The sequence below is a fragment of the Streptomyces sp. NPDC001848 genome (assembly GCF_042891915.1).
GTDB lineage: Bacteria > Actinomycetota > Actinomycetes > Streptomycetales > Streptomycetaceae > Streptomyces.
This window is the reverse complement of record NZ_JBIATP010000016.1, coordinates 115,059-140,071: the sequence shown is the minus strand read 5'-3', so window position 1 is coordinate 140,071 and position 25,013 is coordinate 115,059. Positions and strand designations below refer to the sequence as shown.

Here is a 25,013-nt window from a genome sequence, read left to right as displayed (position 1 = left end):
CCGCACGCTCGACACATGACCTCGAATACGCGTGTGGTGGTGATCGGCGCCGGGCTCGCGGGCGTCCGTCTCGCCCGGCGGCTCGGCGAGCTCGGGATGCCCGCCCTGATCGTCGGCGAAGAGGAGCACCCCCCGTACAACCGCGTGCTGCTCGCGGACGTGCTGGCCGGCCGTTACGCGCCCGAGGTGATCTCCCTCCCGGCGCCCGAGCGTCTCGTGCGCGCCCGGGTCACCCGCATCGACCGGGCGGCCCGCGAGATCCACTGCTCGGACGGCGCGGTGATCGCATACGACACGCTCGTCCTCGCCACCGGTTCGAACCCCGTCCTGCCGCCCCTGCGCGGTCTGTTCACCCCCGACCGGCCCGAGCTGCCCGAGGGCGTCCACGCGTTCCGCACGATGGACGACTGCCTGGGTCTGGCGAAGGCGGTACGCGCGGGGGTGCGCGCCGTCGTCATCGGCGGCGGCCTCCTCGGCGTCTCCGCCGCCCGCGCGCTCGCCGCCCGCGGCGCCCAGGTCGTCCTGGCCCAGCAGGCCGAGCGCCTGATGGAACGCCAGCTCGACCCGTCCGCGTCCAAGCTGGTGCGCCGTCACCTCACCGACCTCGGCGTCGAGGTCCACACCGAGACCCGGGTGCGCGGCGTGCGCACCCTCGGCGGCGCCGTCCGCACCGTCGAGATGGCCGACGGCTACGCCCTCGACACCGACCTCGTGGTCCTCGCCTGTGGTGTGCACCCCCGGGTGGGCCTCGCCCAGGACGCCGGCCTCGCCGTCCACAAGGGCATCCTCGTCGACGACGAACTGCGCACCTGCGACCCGCACATCCGGGCCATCGGCGACTGCGCCCAGCACGACGGCACGGTCTACGGCCTCGCCACCCCCGCCCTCGAACAGGCCGAGGCGCTGGCCGGTCTGCTGGCCGGAGACGCGAACTCCCGCTACACCGGCACCCGATCCCTGACCCGGCTCACCCTCGCCGGGCAGGACTTCCTCGACCTCGCCGCCTTCGGCGAGACCGAACCCCGCCCCGGCGACGACGTCGTGCAGCTCGCCGACGCCACCCGCGGCACCTACAGGAAGGTCGTCGTCCGCGACGACCGCCTGGTCGGCGGCGTACTCGTCGGCGAACTCGGCACCGTCGGCGCGCTCGCCCGCGCCTGGGAGGGAGCAGAGCCGCTCCCCACGAACGGCGGCCCCCTGCTCCACCTGCTCACCAACGATGGAGGCTCCTGATGTCCACCGGCACCCCCACGATCGTGCTCGTCGGCCACGGCATGGTCGGCCAGCGCTTCCTCGAAGCGCTCGCCGAGCGCGGCCTGACCGCCACGCACCGCGTGGTCGTGCTGTGCGAGGAGCCTCGCCCCGCCTACGACCGCGTCCAGCTCACCTCGTACTTCTCGGGCACCACGCCCGAGGAACTGTCCATGACGGACATGGAGTTCATCAACGACCACGGCATCGCGCTGTACGTCGGCGACCCCGCGGAGAGCATCGACCGCGAGGCGAAGAAGGTCACGGCCCGCTCCGGCCAGGTCTTCGAGTACGACACCCTCGTCCTCGCCACCGGCTCCTACCCCTTCGTCCCGCCGGTCCCCGGCAAGGACGCGACGGGCTGTTTCGTCTACCGCACCATCGAGGACCTGCTCGCCATCGAGGAGTACGCGAAGACGAAGGCCACCACCGGCGCGGTCGTCGGCGGCGGTCTGCTCGGCCTGGAGGCGGCCGGCGCGCTCAAGGGCCTCGGTCTGAACACCCACATCGTGGAGTTCGCGCCGCGTCTGATGCCGGTGCAGGTCGACGAGGGCGGCGGCGCCGCGCTGCTGCGCACCATCGAGGACATGGGCCTGACCGTGCACACCGGCACGGGCACCCAGGAGATCGTCGTCGGCGACGACGGCGCCGTCACCGGCATGAAGCTCTCCGACGGCTCCGAACTCGCCACCGACATGGTCGTCTTCTCCGCCGGTGTCCGCCCCCGCGACCAGCTCGCCCGGGACTGCGGCCTGGCGGTCGGCGAGCGCGGCGGCATCACCGTCGACGAGCAGTGCCGCACGGTCACCGATCCGCACGTGTTCGCGATCGGCGAGTGCGCGCTGGCCGCGGACGGCCGGGTGTACGGCCTGGTGGCCCCCGGTTACGAGCAGGCCGAGACGGCGGCCGCGACGGTCGCCGCCGACGAGGCGTCCTTCACGGGTGCCGACCTGTCCACCAAGCTCAAGCTGCTCGGTGTGGACGTGGCCTCCTTCGGCGACGCGCACGGCACCACCGAGGACTGCCTCGACGTCGTCTACTCCGACTCCCGCTCGGGCCTGTACAAGAAGCTGGTCATCGGCCGCGACGGCACCCTGCTCGGCGGCATCCTGGTCGGCGACGCGGAGGCGTACGGCACGCTGAAGGCCTTCACCGGTTCGGTGCCGCCCGTCTCGCCCGAGTCGCTGGTGCTGCCCGCCGGCGCGGGGGAGTCCGCCCAGCTCGGCCCGACCGCGCTGCCGGACGACGCGATCATCTGCTCCTGCAACAACGTCACCAAGGGCACGATCCGCGGGGCGGTCACCGAGCACAAGTGCACCACCGTGCCCGAGGTGAAGAAGTGCACCAAGGCCGGCACGACCTGCGGCAGCTGCGTCAAGGTCCTCGGCCAGCTGGTCACGGCCGAGCTGGAGGCGTCCGGCGTCGAGGTCGACAAGGGCCTGTGCGGCTGCTTCTCCCGGACCCGCGAGGAGCTGTACGAGATCGTCCTCGCCCTGCGCATCAACACCTACCAGGACCTGCTCGACCGCTACGGCCGCGAGGAGGCCCGGGGCGGCGACGGCTGCGAGGTCTGCAAGCCCGCCGTCGCCTCGATCATCGCCTCCCTCGCCCCGACGATCGGCGCGAGCGGCTACGTCCTGGACGGCGAGCAGGCCGCGCTGCAGGACAGCAACGACCACTTCCTGGCCAACCTGCAGAAGAACGGCTCCTGCTCGGTCGTGCCGCGCATCCCCGGCGGTGAGATCACCCCGGAGAAGCTGATCGTGATCGGTGAGATCGCCCGGGACTTCGGCCTCTACACGAAGATCACCGGCGGTCAGCGGATCGACATGTTCGGCGCGCGGGTCGAGCAGCTCCCGCTGATCTGGGCCCGGCTGGTGGACGCCGGTTTCGAGTCCGGGCACGCGTACGGCAAGGCGCTGCGCACGGTGAAGTCCTGCGTGGGCTCCACCTGGTGCCGCTACGGCGTCCAGGACTCCGTCCGCATGGCGATCGACCTGGAGCTGCGCTACCGGGGCCTGCGCTCCCCGCACAAGCTGAAGTCGGCCGTCTCCGGCTGCGCCCGCGAGTGCGCCGAGGCCCAGTCGAAGGACTTCGGTGTGATCGCCACCGCCAACGGCTGGAACCTCTACGTCGGCGGCAACGGCGGTGCCACCCCGCGTCACGCGGACCTGCTCGCCCAGGACCTGAGCGACGCCGAACTGGTCCGCCTGATCGACCGGTTCCTGATGTTCTACATCCGCACGGCCGACCGCCTGGAGCGCACCTCCACCTGGCTGGAGCGGATCCCCGGCGGCCTGGACCACGTGCGCGACGTCGTCGTCCACGACTCGCTCGGCATCTGCGACGAGTTGGAGAAGCTCATGCAGGCGCACGTCGCGAACTACCGCGACGAGTGGGCCGAGACCATCAACGACCCCGAGAAGCTGGCCCGGTTCGTGTCCTTCATCAACGCGCCGGACACCCCCGACCCGGTCGTCGGCTTCGTCCCCGAGCGCGACCAGATCAAGCCCGACCTGCCGCTGCTCACCATCGGCACGCGACCCCTGGAAGGAAGCGCCCAGCGATGACCCTGGCACTCGAGACCACCGACCTGAAGGTCCAGCTCCGGATCGACGAGGACACCTGGTTCCAGGTCTGCGACCTGAGCACGCTGACCCCGGGCCGTGGCGTGGCGGCACTGCTGCCGGACGGCCGCCAGGTCGCCCTCTTCCGCGACCGCGCGGGCCGGCTGTACGGCATCGACAACCGGGACCCCTTCGGCGGCGCCGCGGTCCTGTCCCGCGGCCTCACCGGCACCCACCAGGGCCGCCCCTTCGTCGCCTCACCGCTGCTGAAGCAGCGCTTCGACCTGGAGACCGGCCAGTGCCTGGACGACGAGACGGTCCGGGTGGCGGCGTACGAGGTACGGGCCGCCTGAGGACGCCCGGCCAGGACCCTTCCCTCCGGCCGCCGGGACCGTCACAGGCCCGGCGGCCGGACCTCTGGCCGGGCCTGTGAGCAGGCCGGTGACCGGCCGGGCGGCAACCTCAGAAGACCCTCAGAGGGATGGACGGGCCACCGATGCCGTCCCTAGGGTCATGATCATGCCCGACATCTCACTGACCATGGTCGCGGCCCTGTGCCTCGCCGCCCTCGCGGCCGGCTGGATCGACGCCGTGGTCGGGGGAGGCGGTCTGCTGATGCTTCCCGTACTGCTGCTGGGGCTGCCCGGCGGCACCCCGGCGTCGTACGCGCTCGGCACCAACAAGGCAGTGGCGATCGTCGGGACGACGGGGGCGGCCGTGACGTACGCGCGCCGGACACCGGTCGACGTGGGGACGGCCGTACGGATCGGGATCGCGGCGCTCGCCGGGTCCACGGCCGGGGCGTTCGTGGCCGCCGGGCTGAGCACCGATGTCCTCAAGCCGGTCGTCATGGTGGTGCTGCTCGGCGTCGGCGCCTTCGTGATCCTGCGTCCCGCCTTCGGCACCGCCCCCTCCACCGGACCGGTCTCCGCGCGCCGGGTGCTCGCCGCGATCGGGCTCGCGGGCCTGGGCATCGGTTTCTACGACGGCCTCATCGGCCCCGGTACCGGCACCTTCCTCGTCCTGGCGCTCACCGCGGTGCTGCACCTGGACCTGGTGACCGCCTCCGCCACCGCGAAGATCGTCAACTGCTGCACCAACGCGGGCGCGCTCGCCACGTTCGCCTGGAAGGGCACGGTGTTCTGGCAGCTGGCGGTGCTGATGGCCGGCTTCAACCTGGCGGGCGGCATGATCGGGGCGCGGACGGCGCTGAAGCGGGGCAGCGGCTTCGTGCGGATCGTGCTGCTGACGGTGGTGTTCACGCTGGTCGCGAACCTGGCCTACCAGCAGTGGCTGTCCTGAGCGGCGTGACGGTTCAGCGGCTGCCCGTCAGATGGGCGAAGACGACCACGTTGCCCTGGTAGCCCGTCGCCTTCGAGTAGCCGCCGCCGCAGGTGATCACCCGTAGCTCCGGGCGCCCCGCCGCGCCGTACACCTTGTCGTCGGGGAAGTTCCGCGCGGCGTAGACCTCCACCGCGTCCACCGTGAACACAGCGGTCGAGCCGTCGCGGCGGCCGATCTCGATGGTGCTGCCCTTGCTCAGGGCGCCCAGGTCGTAGAAGACCGCCGGACCCCGGGAGTTGTCGACGTGCCCGGCGACGATGGCGGTGCCCGTCTCACCGGGCATGGTGCCGGCCTCGTACCAGCCGGCGAGGTTCTTGTTCTCGGCGGGCGGGACGTCCAGGCTGCCCGCACTGGTCAGCCGCAGGCCCATCAGCGGGGCGTCCACGTGGATCGAGGGGATGCGGATGCGGTCGGGCGGGGAGGGCGGCAGCGCCGGCGCGGCGGAACCCTCGCGGTCGGGGTCCACGGCGCCCTGCGCGGCTGATGGCTGAGGGGGTGCCTCGGAGTGGTAGGCGCTGTGCAGCAGCCAGGCGCCGGAGCAGAGGGAGACCATCGTCACGGACGCTATCGCGGCATTGCCCACCTTGCGCACACGAGTCTCCTTCCTTCCGGGGGAGCCGGGGGTCCCGGACCCCCTCCGGGCCGCGAGGGGCAGTCGGACCCGGAGGGGGACGGGGAGGCGGTACCGGCGGACGGACAGCGGAGGTGTCCGTCAGATCCCGTCGCCTTTCAGCCGGCGATGCAGGAGCCAGGTACCGCCCGCGGCGGCGACGGCGAGTGCCGTCACACCGGCCGCGGTCCGCACGGGGTCGGGGCCGAGTGCACCGCCGACCCCCGTCTTCACGCTTCCTCGCGGACGCGTCCGATCCTTGGCCGCGCTCAGGGTGACCGTCAGGTCGCCGGTCACCCTGGCCCGCCGGCCGCCGGAGCACGTGGCGACGATCTCGTACGTCCCCGGCTGGGCGCTCGGCGGCACCCGGAACCGGCCGATCGCGTCCTGCTCGTGCGTGCTGGGCGCGAGCGTGAACGTGCCGCCGCCGACCGCGGTGGCATCGCCCGCCGCGGAGCCGTCCGCACCGCACGCCGCCGTGTTGACGGTGACCTCGCTCCCGGGCACGGCCATGGAGGGGAAGACCTCCAGGCGCCCGGTCTCACCGCCGTACGCGGGCGCGGCGGCGAGCCCCGCGGCGGCGAGGGCGAGCGCGGTGCCGGTCAGCGAACGGGCCGTACGTCGCATCGTGGTGCTCCTCGGGCGGGACACGGCCCGCGGCATCACCGGCGTGCCGCTGTGTCGGTCGTGTCCCCGCACTGTCGAGGTAAAGGCCGGCGGCGCGCGCCCGCTCGCTGACAGAGCGTCAGAAATACGGTGAACGGGTGTCGGGCGGCGAGGGTCGCGACGACGTTGTGGCAGGTCACAGGATGTGGGGCTGCCGTATCGCGGAAGCGGCCCCCAAAGGGTGAAGGCGCGGCGGCGAACGAGTGACCACCCGTCAGGTGCGAGGCCGGAAGGGCGGGCGGCCGACTCCGGCGCAGGCTGGACGGGCCGAAGAGCGCGACGGCCTCGTGCCCGGCGTCGTGTCCGCGCCGCCCGGTCGCCCGGCGTGCCGTTCCCGTCCCGGTGGGCGAGACGGCCGCCCCTGGCGGGTGACGCGCGGATCTCTCGCGCACCAGTCTCTCGTGTGCGAGAGAAACCGGAGGAGATCCGGAGGAGATGCGGTGGACATCGACGAGTGCGTGGTCTTCGCCCTCGGCAAGGCGTACCAGCAGGTGCACGGGGAGCTGAAGCGCCGGCTGAAGTCCGTCGGCCTGACCGTGCCGCAGTACTCCGTGCTGGCCGGGCTGTGGGAGCAGGACGGCCGCACCGCGGCCCAGTTGTGCGAACGGCTCGTCATGGACAGCGCGACCATCACCGGCGTCCTCGACCGGCTGGAGCGGGCCGGCCTGGTCACGCGCGCCGCGGACGACCGTGACCGGCGGCTGGTCCGGCTGCGGCTCACCCCGCGGGGCGCCGCGCTGCGCGAGGAGGTGGACAGGACGGTCGCCGAGCTCAACGAGCAGATCCTGCGGCCCTTCGGACCGCAGGAGACGGAGCGGCTGTACGCCGGTCTGCGCGCCATGGCGAAGGGAGAACAGTGAAGGAGAAGATGCGGGCCGGCGCGTGCGTCCACCCGGCCTGGGGCATGCTCGCCCTGGTCCTGCTCGGCCTGCTCACGGCACAGGGGGCGCGGATCGCCTTCGGTGCCTTCGTGCCCGCCTGGCGGGACGGCCTGCACGCCGGCCTCGGCACCATCAGCGCCATCAGCCTGGTCAGCTACCTCGTCTACGGCTTCACCCAGCCCTTCGTCGGCCAGCTCGCCGGGCGGTTCGGGCCGCGCACGGTCCTCGTCGGCGGCGTGTTCGTGGCGGGCGCGGGCCTGCTGCTGTCCTCGGCCGCCTCCTCGGTGCCGGTCCTGCTGGGCCTGTACGGCGTGCTGGCCACACTCGGCTTCAGCGCCGCCTCCGGCGTGACGGCCGGTCTGGTGGTGCGGCACTGGTTCACCGAGCGGCGCGGGCTGGCCTTCGGCCTGGTCGAATCGGGCTTCGGGGCCGGCCAGTTCGTCTTCACCCCCTGTCGCTGATCCTGATCGACGCCTACGGCTGGCGCACCACGCTCGTCGTCGAGGGTGTCCTGCTGGTCGCCCTCGTGGGCCCGCTGGTCGCGCTGCTGCTGCGTTCGGCCCCCGCCGACCGCGGTCTGGAGCCGTACGGCGGACCGGACCTGACGGAGACGGCGGAGCCGACGGCCGGCCGGGGGAACGTGAAGGAGGTGCTGCGCTCGCCGCTGCTGTGGGGGCTGCTCGCGCCGTTCTTCGTGTGCGGGGTGACCACCACCGGCCTGATGGACACGCACCTGGTCTCCATCGCCCACGACCACGGGGCCTCCACCGCGCTGACCGGCACGGCGGTGAGCCTGCTGGCCGCGGCCAACATCGCCGGGACCGTCATCTCGGGCCCGTTGAGCGACCGTTACAACTGCGCACGCATCCTCGCCGTGCTCTACGGCACGCGCGCCCTGGTCCTGGTGCTGCTGGCGCTCGCGCCGTACGGAGTGTGGCTCGTCGTCATCAGCGTCGCCTTCGGGCTCGTCGACTTCGCCACCGTGGCGCCCGCCCACCTCATCGCCACCCGGAACTTCCCGGCCGAGTCGCTGGGGCTGGTCTTCGGCCTGCTGTCCATGGCGCACCAGGTCGGCTCCTCGCTGGGCTCCTACCTGCCCGGTGTACTGCACGACGTGACGGGCGGCTACACGCCGACGCTTCTGGGCTGCTCGGCGGCGCTCGTCCTGGCCATGGTCGGCTGTCTGGCGGCGCTGCCCGGGGCCTCCGCCTCGAGCCGTGTGGGGGCGCAGGCCGGGACGGCCCCGCAGCGGCTGACGAGTGAGGCCGCGTGAGCGAGTCCGTTCCCCCCGCCTCACCCCCAGGCCGTCACAGCCAGTCGTCCAGCGCCTCGGTCACCGCCCGGTGCCCCACCGCCGCCAGGACCGGGTTCGTCTCCCGGTAGTAGTGCTCCGCCATCAGGCCGAAGCACAGCGCCCAGCCCCGGCCCCGGGCCCAGGTCGCGTCGTCCACGGCGGCCGCCTCGCGGAACAGGTCGCGGGTGCCCGGGGTGAAGACCGCCCATGCGGCCAGCGTGTCGGCCGCCGGGTCGCCCACACCCAGGCCGCCGAAGTCGATCACCGCGGTGAGTCGGCCCCCGGTCGTGAGCAGGTTGCCGGGCAGCAGGTCCCCGTGCAGCCAGACCGGATCGCCCTCCCACTGCGGGAGCCGGAGGACCTCCTCCCACAGCGCGGTCGCCGCGTCCGCGTCCACCGCGCCGTCCGCGCCCAGGTCGCGGATGGCCGCGCGGACGTACGCGTCGTTCGCCGCCACCGGGCCGCCCCGCCAGGACGCCGGGCCGCCGCTCGCGTCGACCCGCCGCAGGACCGCCACGAAACGCCCCAACTCGACGGCTGCCGCGTCCAGTTCGGTGATCGGGGCGTCGTAGGCGTTCCGGCCGTCCAGCCAGCGCAGCACCGACCACGGCTGTGCGTACCCGGGCGCCGGGGTGCCCCGGCCGAGCGGCACCGGGACGGTCAGCGGCAGGTGTGGAGCCAGCAGCGGCAGCCAGCGCTGTTCCTTGTCCACCTGCCGCGCCCCGTCGGGGCGCCGGGGCAGCCGCACGACCATGTCGTCGCCCAGCCGGTACATGGCGTTGTCCGTCCCGGCGGACGGCACCTCGCTGACCGGCAGCCCGGCCCACCGGGGAAACTGTGCGGCGATCAGCCGACGCACCAGCGCGGTGTCCACGTCCAGTTCGTCGGCGTGCATTCTCGCGACGGGCATCGGTCTCCAGCGGGGGTACGGCGGTCGGATGCCGCAGCCTAGGCAGGGCGGCACCCGGCCCGCCACCGTGTTTCCCTCAGCCGACGTTCACGGCGCTCCAGGCCGCCGCCACCGCGTCGTACTCCGTGCTGCCCGCCCCGTACAGGTCCTTCGCGGCGTTCAGCGTGGCCGTGCGGGCGCCCGCGTAGTTCGTCGAGGACGTCATGTAGACCGTCAGCGCCCGGTACCAGATCGCCCCGAGCTTGTCCCGTCCGATGCCCGTCACCGTCGATCCGTTGCAGGTGGGGGAGTTGTAGGACACACCGTTGAGGGTCTTGGCGCCGCTGCCCTCCGCGAGCAGGTACGCGAAGTGGTTCGCGACGCCGGAGGAGTAGTGCACGTCCAGCTGGCCCACCGAACTGCTCCAGCAGTCCGCGGAGTTGCCGTCCTTGGACGGCTTGTCCATGTAGCGCAACGCCGTCCCGCCGAAGCCCGACCGGACGATCTTCTCGCCGATCAGGTAGTCACCGGGGTCGGAGGCGTTGTTCGCGTACCACTCCACCAGCGTCCCGAAGATGTCGGAGGTCGCCTCGTTCAGGCCGCCCGACTCCCCGGAGTACGCCAGCGCCGCCGTCTTCGACGTCACGCCGTGCGTCATCTCGTGCCCGGCCACGTCCAGCGCCACCAGCGGCCCGAGCGTCGTCCCGTCACCGTCGCCGTACGTCATGCAGAAGCAGTTGTCGTCCCAGAACGCGTTGTTGTAGTTCGTGCCGTAGTGCACCCGGTTGTACGAGCCCTTGCCGTCGCCCGCGATGCCGCTGCGCCCGTGCACGTTCTTGTAGTAGTCCCAGGTCACATCGGTGCCGTACTGCGCGTCCACCGCCGCCGAGGAGCGGTCCGACACCGTGCCCGAACCCCAGTGGTTGTCGGAGTCGGTGAAGAGGGTGGCGGGGGCGCGGCTGACGCAGATGGTGGTGAGGAAGCACAGGTCGGTCTTGTTCCCGGCGTCGCCCGTGTACGTGTTGCCCCGCGTCGGGTCCTGGAGCTGGTACGTCGACCCGGACTGCGTCGTCTCAAGCGGAACCGTGCCGCTGTAGAGGGACTTCCCGTCACCGGTCGCCGTCTCGATGGTGTCCCAGGCGTCGATCTGCCGTCCGGTGCCCGCGTCCGTGACGACGGTGCGCGCGACCGGGTTGCCGAGCGAGTCCTGCCCCGCGACCTCGGTGCGCCAGGCCAGCCGGGGCGTGCCGTGCAGCGCGTCGACGACGAGCTGCGGCTTGGCGGTCAGGTGCTCGATCAACTTCCCGGCGTTCGCGGCGCGCAGCGCGGCGGTGGCGAGGTCGGCGGCCCTGGGGGCCTTCACGGTCGGAGTGATCGTCGGTACGGACAAGGTGCGCTGCGTGGCCCGGTCGGCGCCGCGGTAGGAGCCGTCGGGTGCCATGTGGACCACGAAGTCGCCGCCGAGTACCGGGAGCTGACGGTATGTCCGGTCGTAGCGCACATGCCGGCTGCCGTCCGGGTCCACGACGACGTCCCGTACGCTCGTGCCCTGCGCCGACGTCAGGCCCAGCCGTGCGGCCTCGCGCACCAGCACCGCCGCGGCGTCGCGGATCGCGGTGGACCGGCTGGGTCTGTCGGCCGCGCCGGCGGCGGGGGCCGGGGCGAGCGCGGCGGCCAGCAGGGCGGCGGCGGTCGCGGCGGTGCCGGCCGCGGTGAGACGGGAACCTCGGGCAGGCCGTATCCGGCTCATCGGTCTCCTAGGGAAGGCGCCCGGGGGCGCGTGGGGAGGGCAGGGGCGAAGTCCCCCTGGCGTTCCTTCGATTGAAGGGTCCAGGACATGTCATGTCCATGGATCAGCGGAGGAGATGTGTGAGGGGGAAGAATCGGTTCTGTGAGACTGCCGTTCTTCGTCTACGGGACGCTGCGCCCCGGGGAGCACAACCACACCCTCTTCCTGCGTGGCCGCACCGGCTCCGAGGAGCCGGGCCTGCTGCGTGGCGCGGTGCTGTACCAAGGGCCCGGATATCCCTTCGCGGTGGCGGACGAGGACGGCTCCACGGTCACCGGCGAGATCGTCACCGCGCGGCCCGAGACGTACGACGGGCTGCTCGCCGTCCTGGACCGCCTCGAGGAGTACGTGCCGGGCGATCCGCGCAGCCTGTACGAGCGGGTGCAGCGGGATGTGACCACCGCGGACGGCAGAACCGTACGGGCCTGGGTCTACCTCGCCGCACCCGCCGTCGCGGCCCGGCTGCGGACCCGGGGCAAGCCGATCGAGAGCGGGGACTGGCTCAACCGGCGGAGCGCGGAAACGGGCTGAGCCCCGGCACAGGGTGCCGGAGGCCGACCGCCGCCCCCACACGCATGCGTCCCTCGTGCGGGCGACCACGCCGTGTGCCCCCGCCCGCCGTCGCGCCACCCCGCCTAGGGTCCCGGCCATGACCGATAGCGACCTCACCCGGCGGCGGGCGCTCGCACTGGGCGGTGCCGCCGCGGGTGCCGTCCTGGGACTGGGGGCCGGCGCCTGCTCCTCCCGCCGCCGGCACGAACCGGACGCCCACAAGGCGCCCGGCGCCGAGCTGTGCGTGCTCAACCCGAGCGTCACACAAGGGCCGTACCACCTGGCCGGCGCGCCCTTCCGCAGGGACATCACCGACGGCAAGCAGGGCGTGCCGCTCACCGTACGGCTCACCGTGCGCGACGAGCCGCACGCCTGCGCCCCCCTGAAGGACGCGGCCGTCGAGATCTGGCAGTGCGACGCCTGGGGCTACTACTCCGGCTTCGCCGGCGTGCACCCGGGCGGCACGGTGCCCGCCGAGAGCCACACCAGCGGCGTCAACCCGACGTATCTGCGCGGCTTCCAGACCACCGGGGCCGACGGCGTCGCCGAGTTCGTGACGATCTTCCCCGGCTGGTACACGGCGCGCGCTCCGCACCTCCACGTCAAGGTGCACACCGGCGGCAGGAGGACCGCCGGCACCTACAAGGGCGGCAGGGCCAACTGGACCGGGCAGCTCTTCTTCGCCGACAGCCACGCCGACACGGTGTACGCCAAGGCCCCGTACTCCGAGCACACCGGCACCCGTACCCGGCTCGCGCACGACCCGGTCTACCGCGGGGGTGGCGCCAGGGACGGGCTGATGACGCTCACCGGGGACGCCGAGAGGGGTTTCGTCGCGACGCTGACCGTCGGCATCGACACGACGCGGGCGAACACCGGAGCGGGCGGCGCGCCCACCTCCCCCCTCCCGAGCGCGTCGACCGACGGCACGCCGCCGCCGGACAGCGCGGCGAGCGCGTCCCGTACGCCCACCGCCGACGTCACTGCGAGTGGTCCTGGCCCAAGCGCTCCAGCCGCACCGCACACACCTTGAACTCGGGCATGCGGGAAGTCGGGTCGAGCGCGGGGTTGGTCAGCGTGTTGGCGCGGCCCTCGCCCGGCCAGTGGAACGGCATGAACACCGTGTCGGGCCGGATGGCGCGGGTGATCCGCGCGGGTGCCACGGCCCGCCCTCGCCGCGAGACCACCGCGACCGCGTCCCCGTCCGCCGCACCGAGCCGCTCGGCCAGCCGCGGGTGCATCTCCACGAACGGCCCGGGTGCGGCGGCGTTCAGCTCCGCGACCCGCCGCGTCTGCGCCCCGGACTGGTACTGCGCCACCACCCGCCCGGTGGTCAGCAGCACCGGGTACGCGTCGTCGGGTTCCTCGGCGACCGCCCGGTAGGTCACGGCGGCGAACCGCGCCCGGCCGTCCTCGGTGGCGAAACGGTCGAGGAAGAGACGGGGGGTGCCGGGGTGGACACCGGGCGCCCGTTCACCGGAGGGACCCTCAGGGTCGTCGAGGTCCGCCGGGTCGTCGGGGAGCAGGTCGAGGGAGGCGTCCTCGCCCCCTACGGCGTCGGCCGGCGCCGGGCACGGCCAGAACACCCCGTTCTCCTCCGCCAGCCTGCGGTAGGTGATCCCCGAGTAGTCCGCCGGGCCGCCCGCGCTGGCGCGGCGCAGTTCCTCGAACACCTCCTCCGGGTCCGTGGGGAAGCCCTTCTCCACGCCCAGGCGGGCCGCCAGTCCGTGCAGGACCTCCAGGTCGCTGCGTACCCCGGGCGGCGGGGTCAGCGCGCGGCGGCGCAGCAGGACCCGGCCCTCCAGGTTGGTGGTCGTGCCCGTCTCCTCCGCCCACTGGGTGACCGGCAGCACGACGTCCGCCAGCTCCGCCGTCTCCGACAGCACCACGTCGCACACCGCGAGGAAGTCCAGCGAGCGCAGCCGGTCCTCGATGTGCGCGGCACGCGGGGCCGACACCACCGGGTTGGAGCCCATCAGCAGCAGCGTGCGGATGTCCGTGCCGAGCGCGTCGAGGAGCTCGTAGGCGCTGCGGCCCGGGCCGGGCAGCGAGTCCGGGTGCACGCCCCACACCTCCGCCACGTGCCGCCGCGCCCCCGGATCGGTCAGCTTGCGGTAGCCGGGCAGCTGGTCGGCCTTCTGGCCGTGCTCCCGGCCGCCCTGCCCGTTGCCCTGCCCCGTCAGACAGCCGTAGCCGGACAGCGGACGGCCCGCGCGGCCGGTCGCCAGGCACAGGTCGATCCACGCACCCACCGTGTCCGTGCCCTTGGACTGCTGCTCGGGCCCCCGCGCGGTCAGCACCATCGCGTGCTCCGGCTCGCAGAACAGCCGCACGGCCTCCCGGAGCTGCGGAACGGACACCCCCGTGATCCGCTCCACATACTCCGGCCAGTGCGCCATGACCGCCGCCCGGGCCTCCTCCCAGCCGCTGGTGCGCTCGCGGATGTACTCCTCGTCGGTGCGCCCCTCGGCGACCACCAGGTGCAGCAGGCCGAGCGCCAGCGCCAGGTCCGTGCCCGGGCGCGGCGCCAGGTGCAGATCCGCCTGCTCGGCCGTCCGCGTCCGCCGGGGGTCGACGACGATCAGCGTGCCGCCGTTCTCCTTCAGCTCCGTCAGGTACCGCAGCGCCGGCGGCATCGTCTCGGCGAGGTTGGAGCCGACGAGGATCACACACCCGGTCTTCGGGATGTCCTCCAACGGGAACGGCAGCCCCCGGTCGAGTCCGAACGCCTTCGTGCCCGCGGCCGCCGCAGACGACATGCAGAACCGCCCGTTGTAGTCGATCTGCGAGGTGCCGAGCACCACCCGGGCGAACTTCCCCAGCGTGTACGCCTTCTCGTTCGTCAGGCCCCCGCCACCGAACACCCCGAGCGCGTCCGGCCCGTGCTCAGCCCGCGCGCGTGAGAGCGCCCCGGCGATACGGTCCAGCGCCTCGTCCCAGGTGGCGGGCGTCAGCACACCCCCGGAACGCACCAACGGCGAGGTCAGCCGCACCCGCGACGACAGCACCTCCGGCGCTGTGCGCCCCTTGCCGCACAGCGCGCCCCGGTTCACCGGGAAGTCGGCACGCTCGGCCACCTCGACGCCCCCCTCGGGCGTGGGCTTCAGGTTCATCCCGCACTGCAGGGCGCAGTAGGGGCAGTGGGTGGGCGTCGAGGTGGTCTGCATGCCGCTCAGCGTGCGTCGGGCGTGTTACACGGCGGGGCGCTGCCGGTTACACGGCCGGGACCATGACCTCCCCGCCGGGCCCGGGGTGGCGTGAGGTCCGCAGCCCCCGGGCCTACTGCCGGTTCAGCGAGCGCGTGACACCCGCCGCGATCGTCGTCGCCAGCACCCAGCCGGTGGCGATCAGCAGGTACGACAGCCACTGGTACCAGCCGCGCGGCGCGTACGCCCCCTCCTGACCGAAGTCGATGATCGGCAGCAGCAGGTCCAGGGTGTAGAAGAACGGGTTGAACTCGGGTGCCTCCGCGGGCTTGAGCGCGGGCGGACGGTGCAGCGCGAAGGTAAGGGTGCCGGTGCACAGCAGCACCAGCAGCCAGCCCGCGGCCCGCATCGGGCGGAAGCCGTAGCCGACGGCGGCGTCCTGCACCCAGCCCCAGAGCCGGGCGTACCGCGGCAGGGTGCGGCGGTGGCGGCGCAGCTTGGCCAGCTGGACGGTGCGCGCGGCGGCGTCGTCGCCCACCGTGCGGTAGGCCGTGGTCAACTGCTCGTAGGAGTAGGGGAGGTAGCCGTCCGTGTCGCGTTCCAGCAGCGGGAGCCGCTGCTCGGCGGGCAGGTGAGGGGCGAGCACCCGGTAGGCGAGCCCGTCGAGCCGCACCTGCCCGGGCCACACCTCGGGCGGCACGTGCAGCAGGTCCACCTGGGCGCCGCGCAGATTGACGACGCCTTCGACGGGCGCGGCGCCGCGCATCCACAGCTCGCCCACGACACTGCTGCTGGCGCGCAGGGCCTGCCCGCCGGGGTTGCACAGGCGGGAGCCGGTGAGACTCAGGTGGCGCGGTATGCGGGCCCCGCTCACATTGACCCGGCCGCGCGCCCGCAGCCCTCTGGCGTGCAGGTCGGTGCCCACCGTCAGGGTCTCGGCGTGCAGGGCGGTGCCGCCCGGGGCGTACAGCCGCGCGTCCTCGAGGTTCACCTGCCCGCCGACGGTGGCCCCGTTCATCCGGACCTGGCCGTGCGCGACGAGCCCGGCCGCCTGTACGTCCGTGCTCACCTCCGCGTGGTTGAGCTGCAGAACGGGCTCCTCGGGGATCTCGTCGGGGCTGCCCAGCCGGGCCGCGTTGGCGAAGAACCCGCTGGAGATCTTCGCCCCGGCGAGCCGTACCGGCCCCGTGATGCGGCAGCAGCTGATCCGCACGACGCCTTCGGAGCGCAGGTTCCCCGCCGTGAGCCCGGGCAGCACCGAGTCGTTCAGGACCAGGGCGACGATCCGCGCCCCGTACAGGTCCGGCGCCTGATCGAAGTGGCAGAACCGCAGCCGGACGGAGCGGTCGACCGTCCCGTACTTGAGGTCCAGCCGCCCGGTGATACGCGCACCCCACACCTTCAGCCCGGCGATCCGCCCGTCCCGCGCCGGCCCGTCCAGCAGCAGCGCCCGCAGCACCTCCGCCCGCACGGTCCGCTCCGGCCCCCAGGAGGCGCCCTGCGCCGGGTCCTCGTCCTCGCCCTGCCGGAAGTCGACGCCCTCCCCCAGCGGGAAGGCCTCCCACACCCGGCGCTCGGCGGGCGTCAGATCCGTTGTCTCCACGCTCAGTCCCGTGCCCCTGCCAGCGCCTTCGTGATCCCTTGCTCCTTGGGGCCGAGGAAGGTCGGGTCCGGGCGGAACAGCGCGTCCAGGGCCGCCTTGCCCGCCGCGAAGACCTCCCGCGTGCCGCCGTAGTACCAGGTCACGTCGTGCTTGTCCGCGACCCCCACGCCGTACGACGTCACGCCCGCCGCCTGGCACAGGGCGACCGCGCGGCGGATGTGGAAGCCCTGGCTGATCAGGACCGCCCGGTCGACGCCGAAGATCTTCTTCGCGCGGACACAGGAGTCCCAGGTGTCGAAGCCGGCGTAGTCGGTCACGACGCGCCCGCGCGGTACGCCGTGCCGCGCCAGGTACGCGCGCATCGCGTCCGGCTCGTCGTAGTCCTCGCGGCTGTTGTCCCCGGTGACCAGGACGACCTTGATCCGGCCCGCCCGGTAGAGGTCCGCCGCGGCGTCCAGGCGGTGTGCGAGGTACGGCGACGGCTCGCCGTCCCACAGGCCCGCGCCGAAGACGACGGCGACCTCGGTGCGCGGCACGTCCGCGGTGGTGCGCAGCCGGCCGGCCGTGGTCAGGTAGAGCCAGGTGGCCGGCAGCAGCGCCAGCACACACAGCGCGACCAGGACCTGCACGGCCCTGCGCCGGCCGGCGCGCGTGCGCGGCAGCCACGGTCTGCGGATCTTCATGCCCAGCATGCCAAGAGGGACGCGGCGGACGGCCATCCGGTTCACGCCCCCGCGCCCCCCTCACATCCCCCACGCCCGCGCCGTGAAGCCCCGGAAAACAACCCGGTCACGGCCGCGCAACGGCGCGGCAACCTGCTGCCGCCAGGATCGGTGCATGACGCCGTCGAATCCCCCTCGCGACGAGTCCGCCCCGCGCCCCGGCGGCCATCCGCCCCGCGGCGCCCACCTCGACAGTACGGCGCAGCTCATGAACCGGATCACCAGCCAGCTCGGCAGGCGGCTGAGCCAAGTCTCGCTCGACGGCAGCCGGCGCCCCGCCCCGCCCGCGCTCGTCCTCGTGGCGCACGGCAGCCGCGACCCGCGCGCCCTGGCGACCGTGCGCGCCCTTATGGAACGGGTCCGCGAACTGCGCCCCCACCTGGCGGTGCACCTCGGGCACATCGAGCTGAACGAGCCGCTGCTGCCCGACACCCTCGCCTGGCTCGGCGAGGCTCACGCCGTCCTCGTGCCGCTGCTGCTCAGCCGCGGCTACCACGTCAAGCAGGACATCCCCGAGGCGGCGGCAGCGGCGCGCGCCCACACGCGCGTGGCGGCCCCGCTCGGCCCGCACCCTCTTCTCGTGGAGACCCTGCACGCCCGGCTGACGGAGGCCGGCTGGCCGGCCGGCATGAGCGACGCCCGGCGCCGCACCAGCGCGGTGGTGCTGGCCGCCGCCGGTTCCCGCGACCCCGAATCCGCCGTCGACACCCGCCGCACCGCCCAGCTCCTCGCCGAGCGCCTCGGTGTCCCCGTCGTCCCCGCCTACGCCTCCGCCGCCGCACCCACCGTGCCCGAGGCGGTCCGCGCGCTGGCCGCCCGCGGCCGCCCCCGGGTCGCCGTCGCCTCGTACTTCACCGCCCCCGGCCGCTTCCACACGGAGTGCGCCGAGGCCGCACCGTGGATCGCCACGGCCCCGCTCGGCGCCCACGCGGCGATGGCCCGCCTCGTCCTGCACCGCTACGACCAGGCCCTCGCCATCCCGGAGGCGGCCACGGAACCCGCGCTGGCGTCGGCCTGAACCACTCCGGGCCGCTCCGCCTCGGCCTGATGCCCGGCGAGAAACGGACGACGACATCCCGATTGTCCGTGGCTGCGATTACTGTCAGGTCATGGACGGGATCGCACCGAAGGCCCACGAGACCCCCACACGCTGCGAGAACGGCTCGGCGTACGACGCCTCGGACACCGAGCGCTGGGCCGCCGAGCCCGACAAACGCCCCGGCCGCACCGCCTTCCAGCGCGACCGCGCCCGCGTGCTGCACTCGGCCGCGCTGCGCCGTCTGGCGGGCAAGACCCAGGTCGTCACCCCGGGCACCCGGAGTGAGGCCTGGGACGCCAGCCCCCGCACCCGGCTCACCCACTCGCTGGAATGCGCCCAGGTCGGCCGGGAGCTCGGTGCCGCCCTCGGCTGCGACCCCGACCTGGTGGAGGCCGCCTGCCTCTCCCACGACCTCGGCCACCCGCCCTTCGGGCACAACGGCGAGCAGGCGCTGAACGAGTTCGCCCACGACTGCGGCGGCTTCGAGGGCAACGCCCAGTCCCTGCGCCTGCTCGCCCGCATCGAGCCCAAGCGGTTCGTCCCCAATGTCTGCACCGGCGAGCTCGTCAGCGTCGGCCTCAACCTCACCCGCGCCGTCCTCGACGCCGCCACGAAGTACCCGTGGCCGCGCGGCGCCCACCCCACCGACCCCGCCTCCGCGAAGTTCGGCGTCTACGAGGACGACCGCCCCGTCTTCGACTGGTTCCGCAAGGGCGCCCCCGCCCACCGCACCTGCTTCGAGGCCCAGGTCATGGACTGGTCCGACGACGTGGCCTACTCGGTGCACGACTTCGAGGACGGCCTGCACGCCGGGTACATCGACCCGGGCGCCCTGCACGCCGAACCCGAGCGGCGGGCGGTCTTCGCCGTCGCCCTCGGCCGGTACGTGCCCGCGGACACCGACCCCGAGGAACTGGCCGAAGCCCTCGACCGGCTCCTCGCCCAGCAGTGGTGGCCGCGCGGCTACGACGGCTCCGCCATCGCCCAGGGCCGCCTGAAGGACGCCACCAGCCAGCTCATCGGCCGTTTCTGCCTGGCGGCGGAGGGCGCCACCCGGGCGGCGTGGGGGCACCTCCCAGGCCGTTCAGGCTCTGGGGGAGGCAGCGGGCGCCTGACCAGATACGCCGCCGAACTGGTCGTACCCCGCAGCACCCGCATGGAGTGCGCGGTCCTCAAGGCGGTCGCCGACCTGTATGTGATGCAGCGCGCCGAGCAGGAGCGGATCCGCGCCGGCCAGCGCGTCGTCGTCGCCGAGCTGGCGGAGGCGCTCACCGCCCGCGCGCCCGACGGACTGGACCCGCAGTTCCGGGCGCTGTTCGAGGAGGCCGCCGACGACCGCGCCCGCAAACGGGTGATCGTCGACCAGATCGCCTCCCTCACGGACGCCTCGGCCGGCCATCTGCACGCGCGGCTGACGGGGCGCACATGACCGGGACGTTCACCGGGACATGACGGCGGCACGTGACGACCGGTCGTGCCCTTCCGTGGCCTGATCGGGGCACCCCCTCTTCCCGCAGCCCGCTCCCGTGCGGGAGGCTCGCAAGTGGCGACATCCTTACGAGGAGGCATCAAGTGGTCGACGCGGATCAGACATTCGTCATCGTCGGAGGAGGTCTCGCCGGCGCCAAGGCGGCCGAGACGCTCCGGGAGGAAGGCTTCACGGGCCGCGTGATACTGATCTGCGACGAACGCGACCACCCCTACGAACGGCCTCCCCTCTCCAAGGGCTACCTGCTCGGCAAGGAGGAGCGCGACAGCGTCTTCGTCCACGAGCCCGCCTGGTACGCGCGCAACGACATCGAGCTGCACCTGGGGCAGACCGTCGACGCCATCGACCGCGCCGCCAAGACGGTCCGCTTCGGCGACGACGGCACGGTCGTCCACTACGACAAGCTGCTCCTCGTGACCGGCGCCGAGCCCCGCCGCCTGGACATCCCGGGCACGGACCTCGCCGGCGTCCACCACCTGCGCCGCCTCGCGCACGCAGAGCGCCTCAAGGGCGTGCTCACCGCCCTCGGCCGGGACAACGGCCACATCGTGATCGCGGGCGCGGGCTGGATCGGCCTGGAGGTCGCGGCGGCGGCCCGCGAGTACGGTGCGGAGGTCACCGTCATCCAGTCCGCGCCGACCCCGCTGCACCACGTCCTCGGCCCCGAGCTGGGCGAACTGTTCGCGGAGCTGCACCGCGACCACGGCGTCCGCTTCCACTTCGGGGTGCGGCTCACCGAGATCGTCGGCCAGGACGGCATGGTGCTGGCCGCGCGCACCGACGACGGCGAGGAGCACCCCGCGCACGATGTCCTCGCGGCGATCGGCGCGGCCCCCAGGGTCGCTCTCGCGGAGGCGGCGGGGCTGGAGATCGCCGACCCGGCGCACGGCGGGGGAGTGGTCGTCGACCAGCAGCTGCGCACCTCCGACCCCGACATCTACGCCGCCGGTGACGTGGCGTCCTTCCACCACCCCCTGTTCGACACCCGGCTGCGCGTCGAGCACTGGGCGAACGCACTGAACGGCGGCCCGGCCGCCGCCCGCGCGATGCTCGGGCGGGAGGTGACGTACGACCGGGTGCCGTACTTCTTCTCCGACCAGTACGACGTGGGGATGGAGTACTCGGGCTGGGCGCCGCCCGGGACGTACGACGAGGTGGTGATCCGGGGGGACGCCGGCAAGCGGCACTTCATCGCCTTCTGGCTGAAGGAGGGCAGGGTGCTGGCCGGGATGAACGTGAATGTGTGGGATGTCACGGACCGGATCCAGAAGCTGATCCGGGAGCGGGTGGTGGTGGACCCGGAGGCACTGGCGGACCCGGGCGTGCCGTTGGAGAGCCTGGCACCCTGAGACCACGGGCACCGTCCACCGCCGGCGACCGACGTCGTCCACTGCCACCGCCCCTGTCACACCGCCCCCGTAGAATCTCCTCGTGGCAGGACGGATCAACGACGAGGACGTGAAGGCGGTACGGGACGCGGTTCCGATCGACGCCGTCGTGTCCGAGTACCTCCAGCTGCGCAACGCCGGCGGGGGGAACCTGAAGGGGCTGTGCCCCTTCCACGACGAGAAGTCGCCGTCCTTCCAGGTCAGCCCCGGCAAGGGGCTGTTCCACTGCTTCGGCTGCCAGGAGGGCGGCGACACCATCACGTTCGTGATGAAGGTGGACCACCTCTCCTTCTCGGAGGCGGTCGAGCGCCTGGCCGCCCGCGCGGGCATCACGCTGCGGTACGAGGAGGGCGGGTACAACCCCACCCACCAGCGCGGCGAACGCATCCGCCTGATCGAGGCCCACCAGCTGGCGGCCCAGTGGTACGCCGAGCAGCTCGACGCGAGCGCGGAGGCAGAGGCGGGGCGGAAGTTCCTGGCCGAGCGCGGCTTCGACCAGGCCGCCGCCGTGCACTTCGGCGTCGGCTACAGCCCCCAGGGCTGGGACCACCTCACCCGGTATCTGCGCGGCAAGGGCTTCAGCGACAAGGAGCTGCTCCTCTCCGGCCTGTCCCAGGAAGGCCGCCGAGGCCCCATCGACCGTTTCCGCGGCCGGCTGATGTGGCCGATCCGGGACATCGGCGGCGATGTGGTGGGCTTCGGCGCCCGCAAGCTCTACGAGGCGGACACCGGCCCCAAGTACCTCAACACGCCCGAGACGCCGATCTACCGCAAGTCCCAGGTCCTGTACGGCATCGACCTGGCGAAGAAGGAGATCGCGAAGACCAGTCGGGCGGTGGTCGTCGAGGGCTACACCGACGTCATGGCCTGCCACCTCGCCGGCGTGACCACGGCCATCGCGACCTGCGGCACGGCTTTCGGCGGCGAACACATCAAGATCCTGCGGCGGCTGCTGATGGACAACGGCAGCGCGCGCGTCATCTTCACCTTCGACGGCGACGCGGCCGGCCAGAAGGCCGCCCTGCGGGCCTTCGAGGACGACCAGAAGTTCGCCGCCGAGACGTACATCGCGATCGCGCCGGACGGTATGGACCCCTGCGACCTGCGGCTCGCCAAGGGCGACGAGGCGGTCGCGGACCTGGCGGAGCCGCGCACGCCGCTCTTCGAGTTCGCGCTGCGCCAGATCGTCGGCCGCTACGACCTGGACACCCCCGCGGGCCGGGCGGCCGCGCTGGACGAGGCGGCGCCGGTCGTCGCCCGCATCAAGAACAGCGGCGCGCAGCACGAGGTCGCGGTCCAGCTGGCCGGCATGCTCGGCATCCTGGACACGCAGTTCGTGGTCAAGCGGGTGGCGCAGCTGGCCCGTTGGGCGCGCGACCGGGGCGGACGAGGCCCGGCGCCGACGGGACCACGCCCGGCGCAGCGCTACGAGGCGGCCCCCCGCCCGGCTGCCTCCGGCCCGGCGCTCACCCTCCGCAACCCGGTCTACGCGACCGAGCGCGAGCTGCTGAAACTCGCCCTCCAGCGGCCGGAGTTGGTGTCGCCCGCGTTCGACGCCTACGGGGTCGACGAGTTCACGGCGGCGCCGTACGCGGCCGTACGGCAGGCGATCATCGAGGCGGGCGGCGCGGAGTGGGGCGCGCAGGACTCGCAGGAGTACCTGGTCCGGGTCCGGGAGGCGGCGCCCGACGACACGGTGCGCGCGATGGTCACGGAACTGGCGGTCGAGGCGATCATGCGCAGGACGGTGGACGACGTGTACGCGGGCACCGTTCTCGTCACGGTCCGCCGCCGCGCGGTCGAACGCCGGATCCGTGACATCCAGTCCACCCTGACCCGCCTCGGCACGCACGGCGATCCCGCCCAACTGGCCGCCGTGCAGAACGAGCTGTGGGTGCTGCAGCAGTACGACCAGGCGCTGCGGGAGCGGGGTGCGGCGGCGTTGTGAGGGCCGCCGCCCAAGTGGTCAGGCCTCCGGGGGCTCGGGTGGTGTGATGCCGAGGTGGTCCAGGACCGCGGCCTGCCCGGCCGCGAGGGACCGCAGCATCTTGCTGTGCTCAGCCAGGACCTTGCTGTGCTCAGCCAGGACCTTGCCGTGCTCGACTTGACCCGCTACGAGTGCTCCCAGCAGTTCGCTGTGCTGCTGCAAGGTCCTGCCCTGCTCCAGCTGGGTATCCCTCAGGGCGCGGATCAGCTGCATGTCGGCCCGCCGCTGCTCCTGCAGCGCTGCTACCTCCCGGTTGGAGCCAACGGCCAGGTTTCACGTCGTGGCTTGCTGCTCCCGACTTCGTGTACCTGCGCCTCCAGCGCCTCAAGACGCCGCCGCAGCTCCTCGGTCTCGCCCATGCCTTCCATCCTGCCCTCATCGGCGGGTCCCAGTGTCCCCGGCCATCAGTCCGATGGTCAAACGAACTGAGTAACCGCCCGGTCACGCACGGGACTCAAAAAGTGGACGCACGCCCCTACTGACGGCGATGTGTCGTACCCCACACTGGGTTCCGGTGCCTGAGTCCTCGGAGCGCGGCCGGCCCGCCCTCGGCGGCGGGTTCGACACCCCCGCTGTTCCGCTCACCGACGTACCGCTGCCGCACGCCTGAAGCAGCGACATTCCTGGAGGTCGCCCCCGTGCAGACCCAGACCCTGACACAACCGGACATCCTGAACGACGAGCCGGACGCGGAGACCGACGTCCTCCCGGCGGTTTCGCCGCAGAACCGGCTCGCGCACCATCCCGAGACCGAGACCGAGACCGAGCCACCGGGCCCGACCGAGCTCGACGAACCGCTGGAACCAGCCGAACAGGTCGAAGCCGTCGAAGTCGTCGAACCCGTCGAAGCCCTCCGCGACCGTGCCGACACCGGTGGCCCCTCCTCCGACCTGTTCCGCCAGTACCTGCGCGAGATCGGCCGCATCCCCCTGCTCACGGCCGCCGAGGAGGTCGAACTCGCCCGCCGTGTCGAGGCCGGCCTGTTCGCCGAGGAGAAGCTCCTCAACACCCCCGACCTGGACACCCGGCTCGCACTCGACCTGGACCGGCTGGTCGTCATGGGCCGCATGGCCAAGCGGCGGCTGATCGAGGCCAATCTGCGCCTCGTCGTCTCCGTCGCCAAGCGGTACGTCGGCCGCGGGCTGACCATGCTCGACCTCGTCCAGGAGGGAAACCTCGGTCTGATCAGGGCCGTCGAGAAGTTCGACTACGCCCGCGGCTACAAGTTCTCCACGTATGCGACCTGGTGGATCCGCCAGGCCATGTCCCGGGCCCTTGCCGACCAGGCCCGCACCATCCGGGTCCCGGTCCACGTCGTCGAGCTGATCAACCGGGTCATCCGCGTCCAGCGCCGCATGCTCCAGGAACGCGGCTACGAACCGACTCCGGAAGAGGTCGCCGCGCATCTGGAGCTGCCCGGCGAGCGGGTGAGCGAGGTGCTGCGGCTCGCCCAGGAGCCGGTCTCGCTGCACGCTCCCGTGGGCGAGGAGGACGACGTGGCCCTCGGCGACCTCATCGAGGACGGCGACGCGGCCAGCCCCGTGGAGTCCGCCGCTTTCCTGCTGCTCAGGGAGCATCTGGAGGCCGTCCTGTCCACGCTCGGTGAGCGGGAGAGGAAGGTCGTGCAGTTGCGCTACGGGCTCGTCGACGGCCGCCCGCGCACCCTGGAGGAGATAGGCCGGATCTTCGGCGTCACGCGCGAACGCATCCGCCAGATCGAGTCGAAGACGCTGAACAAGCTGCGGGACCACGCCTTCGCGGACCAGCTCAGGGGCTATCTGGACTGAAGGGGCCGC

21 protein-coding genes and 1 pseudogene are annotated in these 25,013 nt (G+C 72.9%); 14 read left to right on the top strand and 8 right to left on the bottom strand.

Annotated features, from left to right (window positions below; genetic code table 11):
• Positions 1 to 15: 15 nt before the first annotated feature.
• The 4 genes from ACFYZJ_RS29935 (at position 16) to ACFYZJ_RS29920 (ending at position 5,120) form a co-directional block, all read left to right on the top strand.
• Positions 16 to 1,233 carry an NAD(P)/FAD-dependent oxidoreductase gene (locus ACFYZJ_RS29935; protein ID WP_388573100.1) on the top strand — a complete coding sequence of 406 codons (1,218 nt, stop codon included), beginning with the start codon at positions 16 to 18 and terminating at the stop codon, positions 1,231 to 1,233.
• The gene (gene nirB, locus ACFYZJ_RS29930) at positions 1,233 to 3,821 is read left to right on the top strand and encodes a nitrite reductase large subunit NirB (RefSeq protein ID WP_388573098.1); all 2,589 of its coding nucleotides are present in this window, start codon (positions 1,233 to 1,235) and stop codon (positions 3,819 to 3,821) included. The genes ACFYZJ_RS29935 and nirB overlap by 1 nt, the downstream gene beginning before the upstream one ends.
• Positions 3,818 to 4,171 carry a nitrite reductase small subunit NirD gene (nirD, locus tag ACFYZJ_RS29925; protein WP_388573096.1) on the top strand — a complete coding sequence of 118 codons (354 nt, stop codon included), beginning with the start codon at positions 3,818 to 3,820 and terminating at the stop codon, positions 4,169 to 4,171. The genes nirB and nirD overlap by 4 nt, the downstream gene beginning before the upstream one ends.
• 166 nt (positions 4,172 to 4,337) lie before the next feature.
• Positions 4,338 to 5,120: a sulfite exporter TauE/SafE family protein gene (locus tag ACFYZJ_RS29920; protein ID WP_388573094.1), complete on the top strand. Its 783-nt coding sequence runs from the start codon at positions 4,338 to 4,340 to the stop codon at positions 5,118 to 5,120.
• 13 nt (positions 5,121 to 5,133) lie between these two features.
• Here the strand turns inward: ACFYZJ_RS29920 and ACFYZJ_RS29915 are convergent, their stop codons facing one another.
• Positions 5,134 to 5,754: a class F sortase gene (locus tag ACFYZJ_RS29915; protein ID WP_388573093.1), complete on the bottom strand. Its 621-nt coding sequence runs from the start codon at positions 5,752 to 5,754 to the stop codon at positions 5,134 to 5,136.
• Positions 5,755 to 5,874: 120 nt separating this feature from the next.
• Complete coding sequence (locus tag ACFYZJ_RS29910; RefSeq protein WP_388573091.1) at positions 5,875 to 6,399, bottom strand: hypothetical protein; 525 nt, start codon at positions 6,397 to 6,399, stop codon at positions 5,875 to 5,877.
• Between the two features lie 479 nt (positions 6,400 to 6,878).
• On the opposite strand from ACFYZJ_RS29910, the gene ACFYZJ_RS29905 reads away from it, so the two are divergent.
• The 3 genes from ACFYZJ_RS29905 to ACFYZJ_RS29895 are packed head-to-tail and all read left to right on the top strand — an operon-like array spanning position 6,879 to position 8,592.
• On the top strand, positions 6,879 to 7,298 hold the full coding sequence (locus tag ACFYZJ_RS29905; protein ID WP_388573089.1) for a MarR family winged helix-turn-helix transcriptional regulator: 420 nt from the start codon (positions 6,879 to 6,881) through the stop codon (positions 7,296 to 7,298).
• The gene (locus ACFYZJ_RS29900; RefSeq protein ID WP_388573088.1) at positions 7,295 to 7,780 is read left to right on the top strand and encodes an MFS transporter; all 486 of its coding nucleotides are present in this window, start codon (positions 7,295 to 7,297) and stop codon (positions 7,778 to 7,780) included. The genes ACFYZJ_RS29905 and ACFYZJ_RS29900 overlap by 4 nt, the downstream gene beginning before the upstream one ends.
• A complete protein-coding gene (locus ACFYZJ_RS29895) occupies positions 7,693 to 8,592 on the top strand; it encodes an MFS transporter (RefSeq protein ID WP_388573223.1) in 900 nt (299 codons plus the stop codon). Before ACFYZJ_RS29900 ends, ACFYZJ_RS29895 begins: the two co-directional genes overlap by 88 nt.
• Positions 8,593 to 8,626: 34 nt before the next feature.
• On the opposite strand, the gene ACFYZJ_RS29890 is transcribed toward ACFYZJ_RS29895, so the two are convergent.
• The gene (locus ACFYZJ_RS29890) at positions 8,627 to 9,523 is read right to left on the bottom strand and encodes an aminoglycoside phosphotransferase family protein (protein ID WP_388573087.1); all 897 of its coding nucleotides are present in this window, start codon (positions 9,521 to 9,523) and stop codon (positions 8,627 to 8,629) included.
• Positions 9,524 to 9,599: 76 nt separating this feature from the next.
• Entirely contained in the window at positions 9,600 to 11,252 is a 1,653-nt protein-coding gene (locus ACFYZJ_RS29885; protein ID WP_388573086.1) for a M4 family metallopeptidase, read from the bottom strand.
• Positions 11,253 to 11,393: 141 nt separating this feature from the next.
• Here ACFYZJ_RS29885 and ACFYZJ_RS29880 point away from each other — a divergent pair, with 141 nt between their 5' ends.
• A complete protein-coding gene (locus tag ACFYZJ_RS29880) occupies positions 11,394 to 11,822 on the top strand; it encodes a gamma-glutamylcyclotransferase family protein (RefSeq protein ID WP_388573084.1) in 429 nt (142 codons plus the stop codon).
• A gap of 118 nt (positions 11,823 to 11,940) precedes the next feature.
• Positions 11,941 to 12,876, top strand: coding sequence for an intradiol ring-cleavage dioxygenase (locus ACFYZJ_RS29875; RefSeq protein WP_388573082.1), 936 nt, complete (start codon positions 11,941 to 11,943; stop codon positions 12,874 to 12,876).
• On the opposite strand, the gene ACFYZJ_RS29870 is transcribed toward ACFYZJ_RS29875, so the two are convergent.
• The 3 genes from ACFYZJ_RS29870 to ACFYZJ_RS29860 all read right to left on the bottom strand — a co-directional run bounded on the left by ACFYZJ_RS29870 (position 12,824) and on the right by ACFYZJ_RS29860 (position 17,275).
• Positions 12,824 to 15,010 carry a molybdopterin oxidoreductase family protein gene (locus tag ACFYZJ_RS29870; RefSeq protein WP_388573080.1) on the bottom strand — a complete coding sequence of 729 codons (2,187 nt, stop codon included), beginning with the start codon at positions 15,008 to 15,010 and terminating at the stop codon, positions 12,824 to 12,826. The genes ACFYZJ_RS29875 and ACFYZJ_RS29870 overlap by 53 nt on opposite strands.
• A 112-nt stretch (positions 15,011 to 15,122) precedes the next feature.
• On the bottom strand, positions 15,123 to 16,592 hold the full coding sequence (locus ACFYZJ_RS29865; RefSeq protein ID WP_388573078.1) for a membrane-associated oxidoreductase: 1,470 nt from the start codon (positions 16,590 to 16,592) through the stop codon (positions 15,123 to 15,125).
• A gap of 2 nt (positions 16,593 to 16,594) precedes the next feature.
• Positions 16,595 to 17,275, bottom strand: a complete 681-nt coding sequence (locus ACFYZJ_RS29860; RefSeq protein ID WP_388573076.1) for a vancomycin high temperature exclusion protein — start codon at positions 17,273 to 17,275, stop codon at positions 16,595 to 16,597.
• A gap of 154 nt (positions 17,276 to 17,429) precedes the next feature.
• Here ACFYZJ_RS29860 and ACFYZJ_RS29855 point away from each other — a divergent pair, with 154 nt between their 5' ends.
• From ACFYZJ_RS29855 to dnaG, 4 genes are all read left to right on the top strand, one after another.
• On the top strand, positions 17,430 to 18,332 hold the full coding sequence (locus ACFYZJ_RS29855; protein WP_388573074.1) for a sirohydrochlorin chelatase: 903 nt from the start codon (positions 17,430 to 17,432) through the stop codon (positions 18,330 to 18,332).
• 91 nt (positions 18,333 to 18,423) lie between these two features.
• Complete coding sequence (locus ACFYZJ_RS29850; RefSeq protein WP_388573072.1) at positions 18,424 to 19,782, top strand: deoxyguanosinetriphosphate triphosphohydrolase; 1,359 nt, start codon at positions 18,424 to 18,426, stop codon at positions 19,780 to 19,782.
• Between the two features lie 143 nt (positions 19,783 to 19,925).
• Complete coding sequence (locus tag ACFYZJ_RS29845; RefSeq protein ID WP_388573071.1) at positions 19,926 to 21,191, top strand: NAD(P)/FAD-dependent oxidoreductase; 1,266 nt, start codon at positions 19,926 to 19,928, stop codon at positions 21,189 to 21,191.
• Positions 21,192 to 21,273: 82 nt separating this feature from the next.
• A complete protein-coding gene (dnaG, locus tag ACFYZJ_RS29840) occupies positions 21,274 to 23,178 on the top strand; it encodes a DNA primase (RefSeq protein WP_388573069.1) in 1,905 nt (634 codons plus the stop codon).
• 18 nt (positions 23,179 to 23,196) lie between these two features.
• Here the strand turns inward: dnaG and ACFYZJ_RS29835 are convergent, their stop codons facing one another.
• Entirely contained in the window at positions 23,197 to 23,430 is a 234-nt protein-coding gene (locus ACFYZJ_RS29835; RefSeq protein WP_388573067.1) for a hypothetical protein, read from the bottom strand.
• A 301-nt stretch (positions 23,431 to 23,731) separates the two neighbouring features.
• Here ACFYZJ_RS29835 and ACFYZJ_RS29830 point away from each other — a divergent pair.
• Positions 23,732 to 25,004 (top strand): annotated as a pseudogene (locus tag ACFYZJ_RS29830) (RNA polymerase sigma factor).
• Positions 25,005 to 25,013: the final 9 nt, after the last annotated feature.

Excerpts from the sequence above, each read along its gene's own strand:
- ACFYZJ_RS29860 (WP_388573076.1), bottom strand. The coding sequence starts at position 17,275 with ATGAAGATCCGCAGACCGTGGCTGCCGCGCACGCGCGCCGGCCGGCGC.
- ACFYZJ_RS29890 (WP_388573087.1), bottom strand. The coding sequence starts at position 9,523 with ATGCCCGTCGCGAGAATGCACGCCGACGAACTGGACGTGGACACCGCG.
- ACFYZJ_RS29885 (WP_388573086.1), bottom strand. The coding sequence starts at position 11,252 with ATGAGCCGGATACGGCCTGCCCGAGGTTCCCGTCTCACCGCGGCCGGC.
- ACFYZJ_RS29875 (WP_388573082.1), top strand. The coding sequence starts at position 11,941 with ATGACCGATAGCGACCTCACCCGGCGGCGGGCGCTCGCACTGGGCGGT.
- nirB (WP_388573098.1), top strand. The coding sequence starts at position 1,233 with ATGTCCACCGGCACCCCCACGATCGTGCTCGTCGGCCACGGCATGGTC.
- ACFYZJ_RS29870 (WP_388573080.1), bottom strand. The coding sequence starts at position 15,010 with ATGCAGACCACCTCGACGCCCACCCACTGCCCCTACTGCGCCCTGCAG.
- ACFYZJ_RS29850 (WP_388573072.1), top strand. The coding sequence starts at position 18,424 with ATGGACGGGATCGCACCGAAGGCCCACGAGACCCCCACACGCTGCGAG.
- ACFYZJ_RS29835 (WP_388573067.1), bottom strand. The coding sequence starts at position 23,430 with ATGCAGCTGATCCGCGCCCTGAGGGATACCCAGCTGGAGCAGGGCAGG.
- ACFYZJ_RS29910 (WP_388573091.1), bottom strand. The coding sequence starts at position 6,399 with ATGCGACGTACGGCCCGTTCGCTGACCGGCACCGCGCTCGCCCTCGCC.
- nirD (WP_388573096.1), top strand. The coding sequence starts at position 3,818 with ATGACCCTGGCACTCGAGACCACCGACCTGAAGGTCCAGCTCCGGATC.
- ACFYZJ_RS29935 (WP_388573100.1), top strand. The coding sequence starts at position 16 with ATGACCTCGAATACGCGTGTGGTGGTGATCGGCGCCGGGCTCGCGGGC.
- ACFYZJ_RS29920 (WP_388573094.1), top strand. The coding sequence starts at position 4,338 with ATGCCCGACATCTCACTGACCATGGTCGCGGCCCTGTGCCTCGCCGCC.
- ACFYZJ_RS29855 (WP_388573074.1), top strand. The coding sequence starts at position 17,430 with ATGACGCCGTCGAATCCCCCTCGCGACGAGTCCGCCCCGCGCCCCGGC.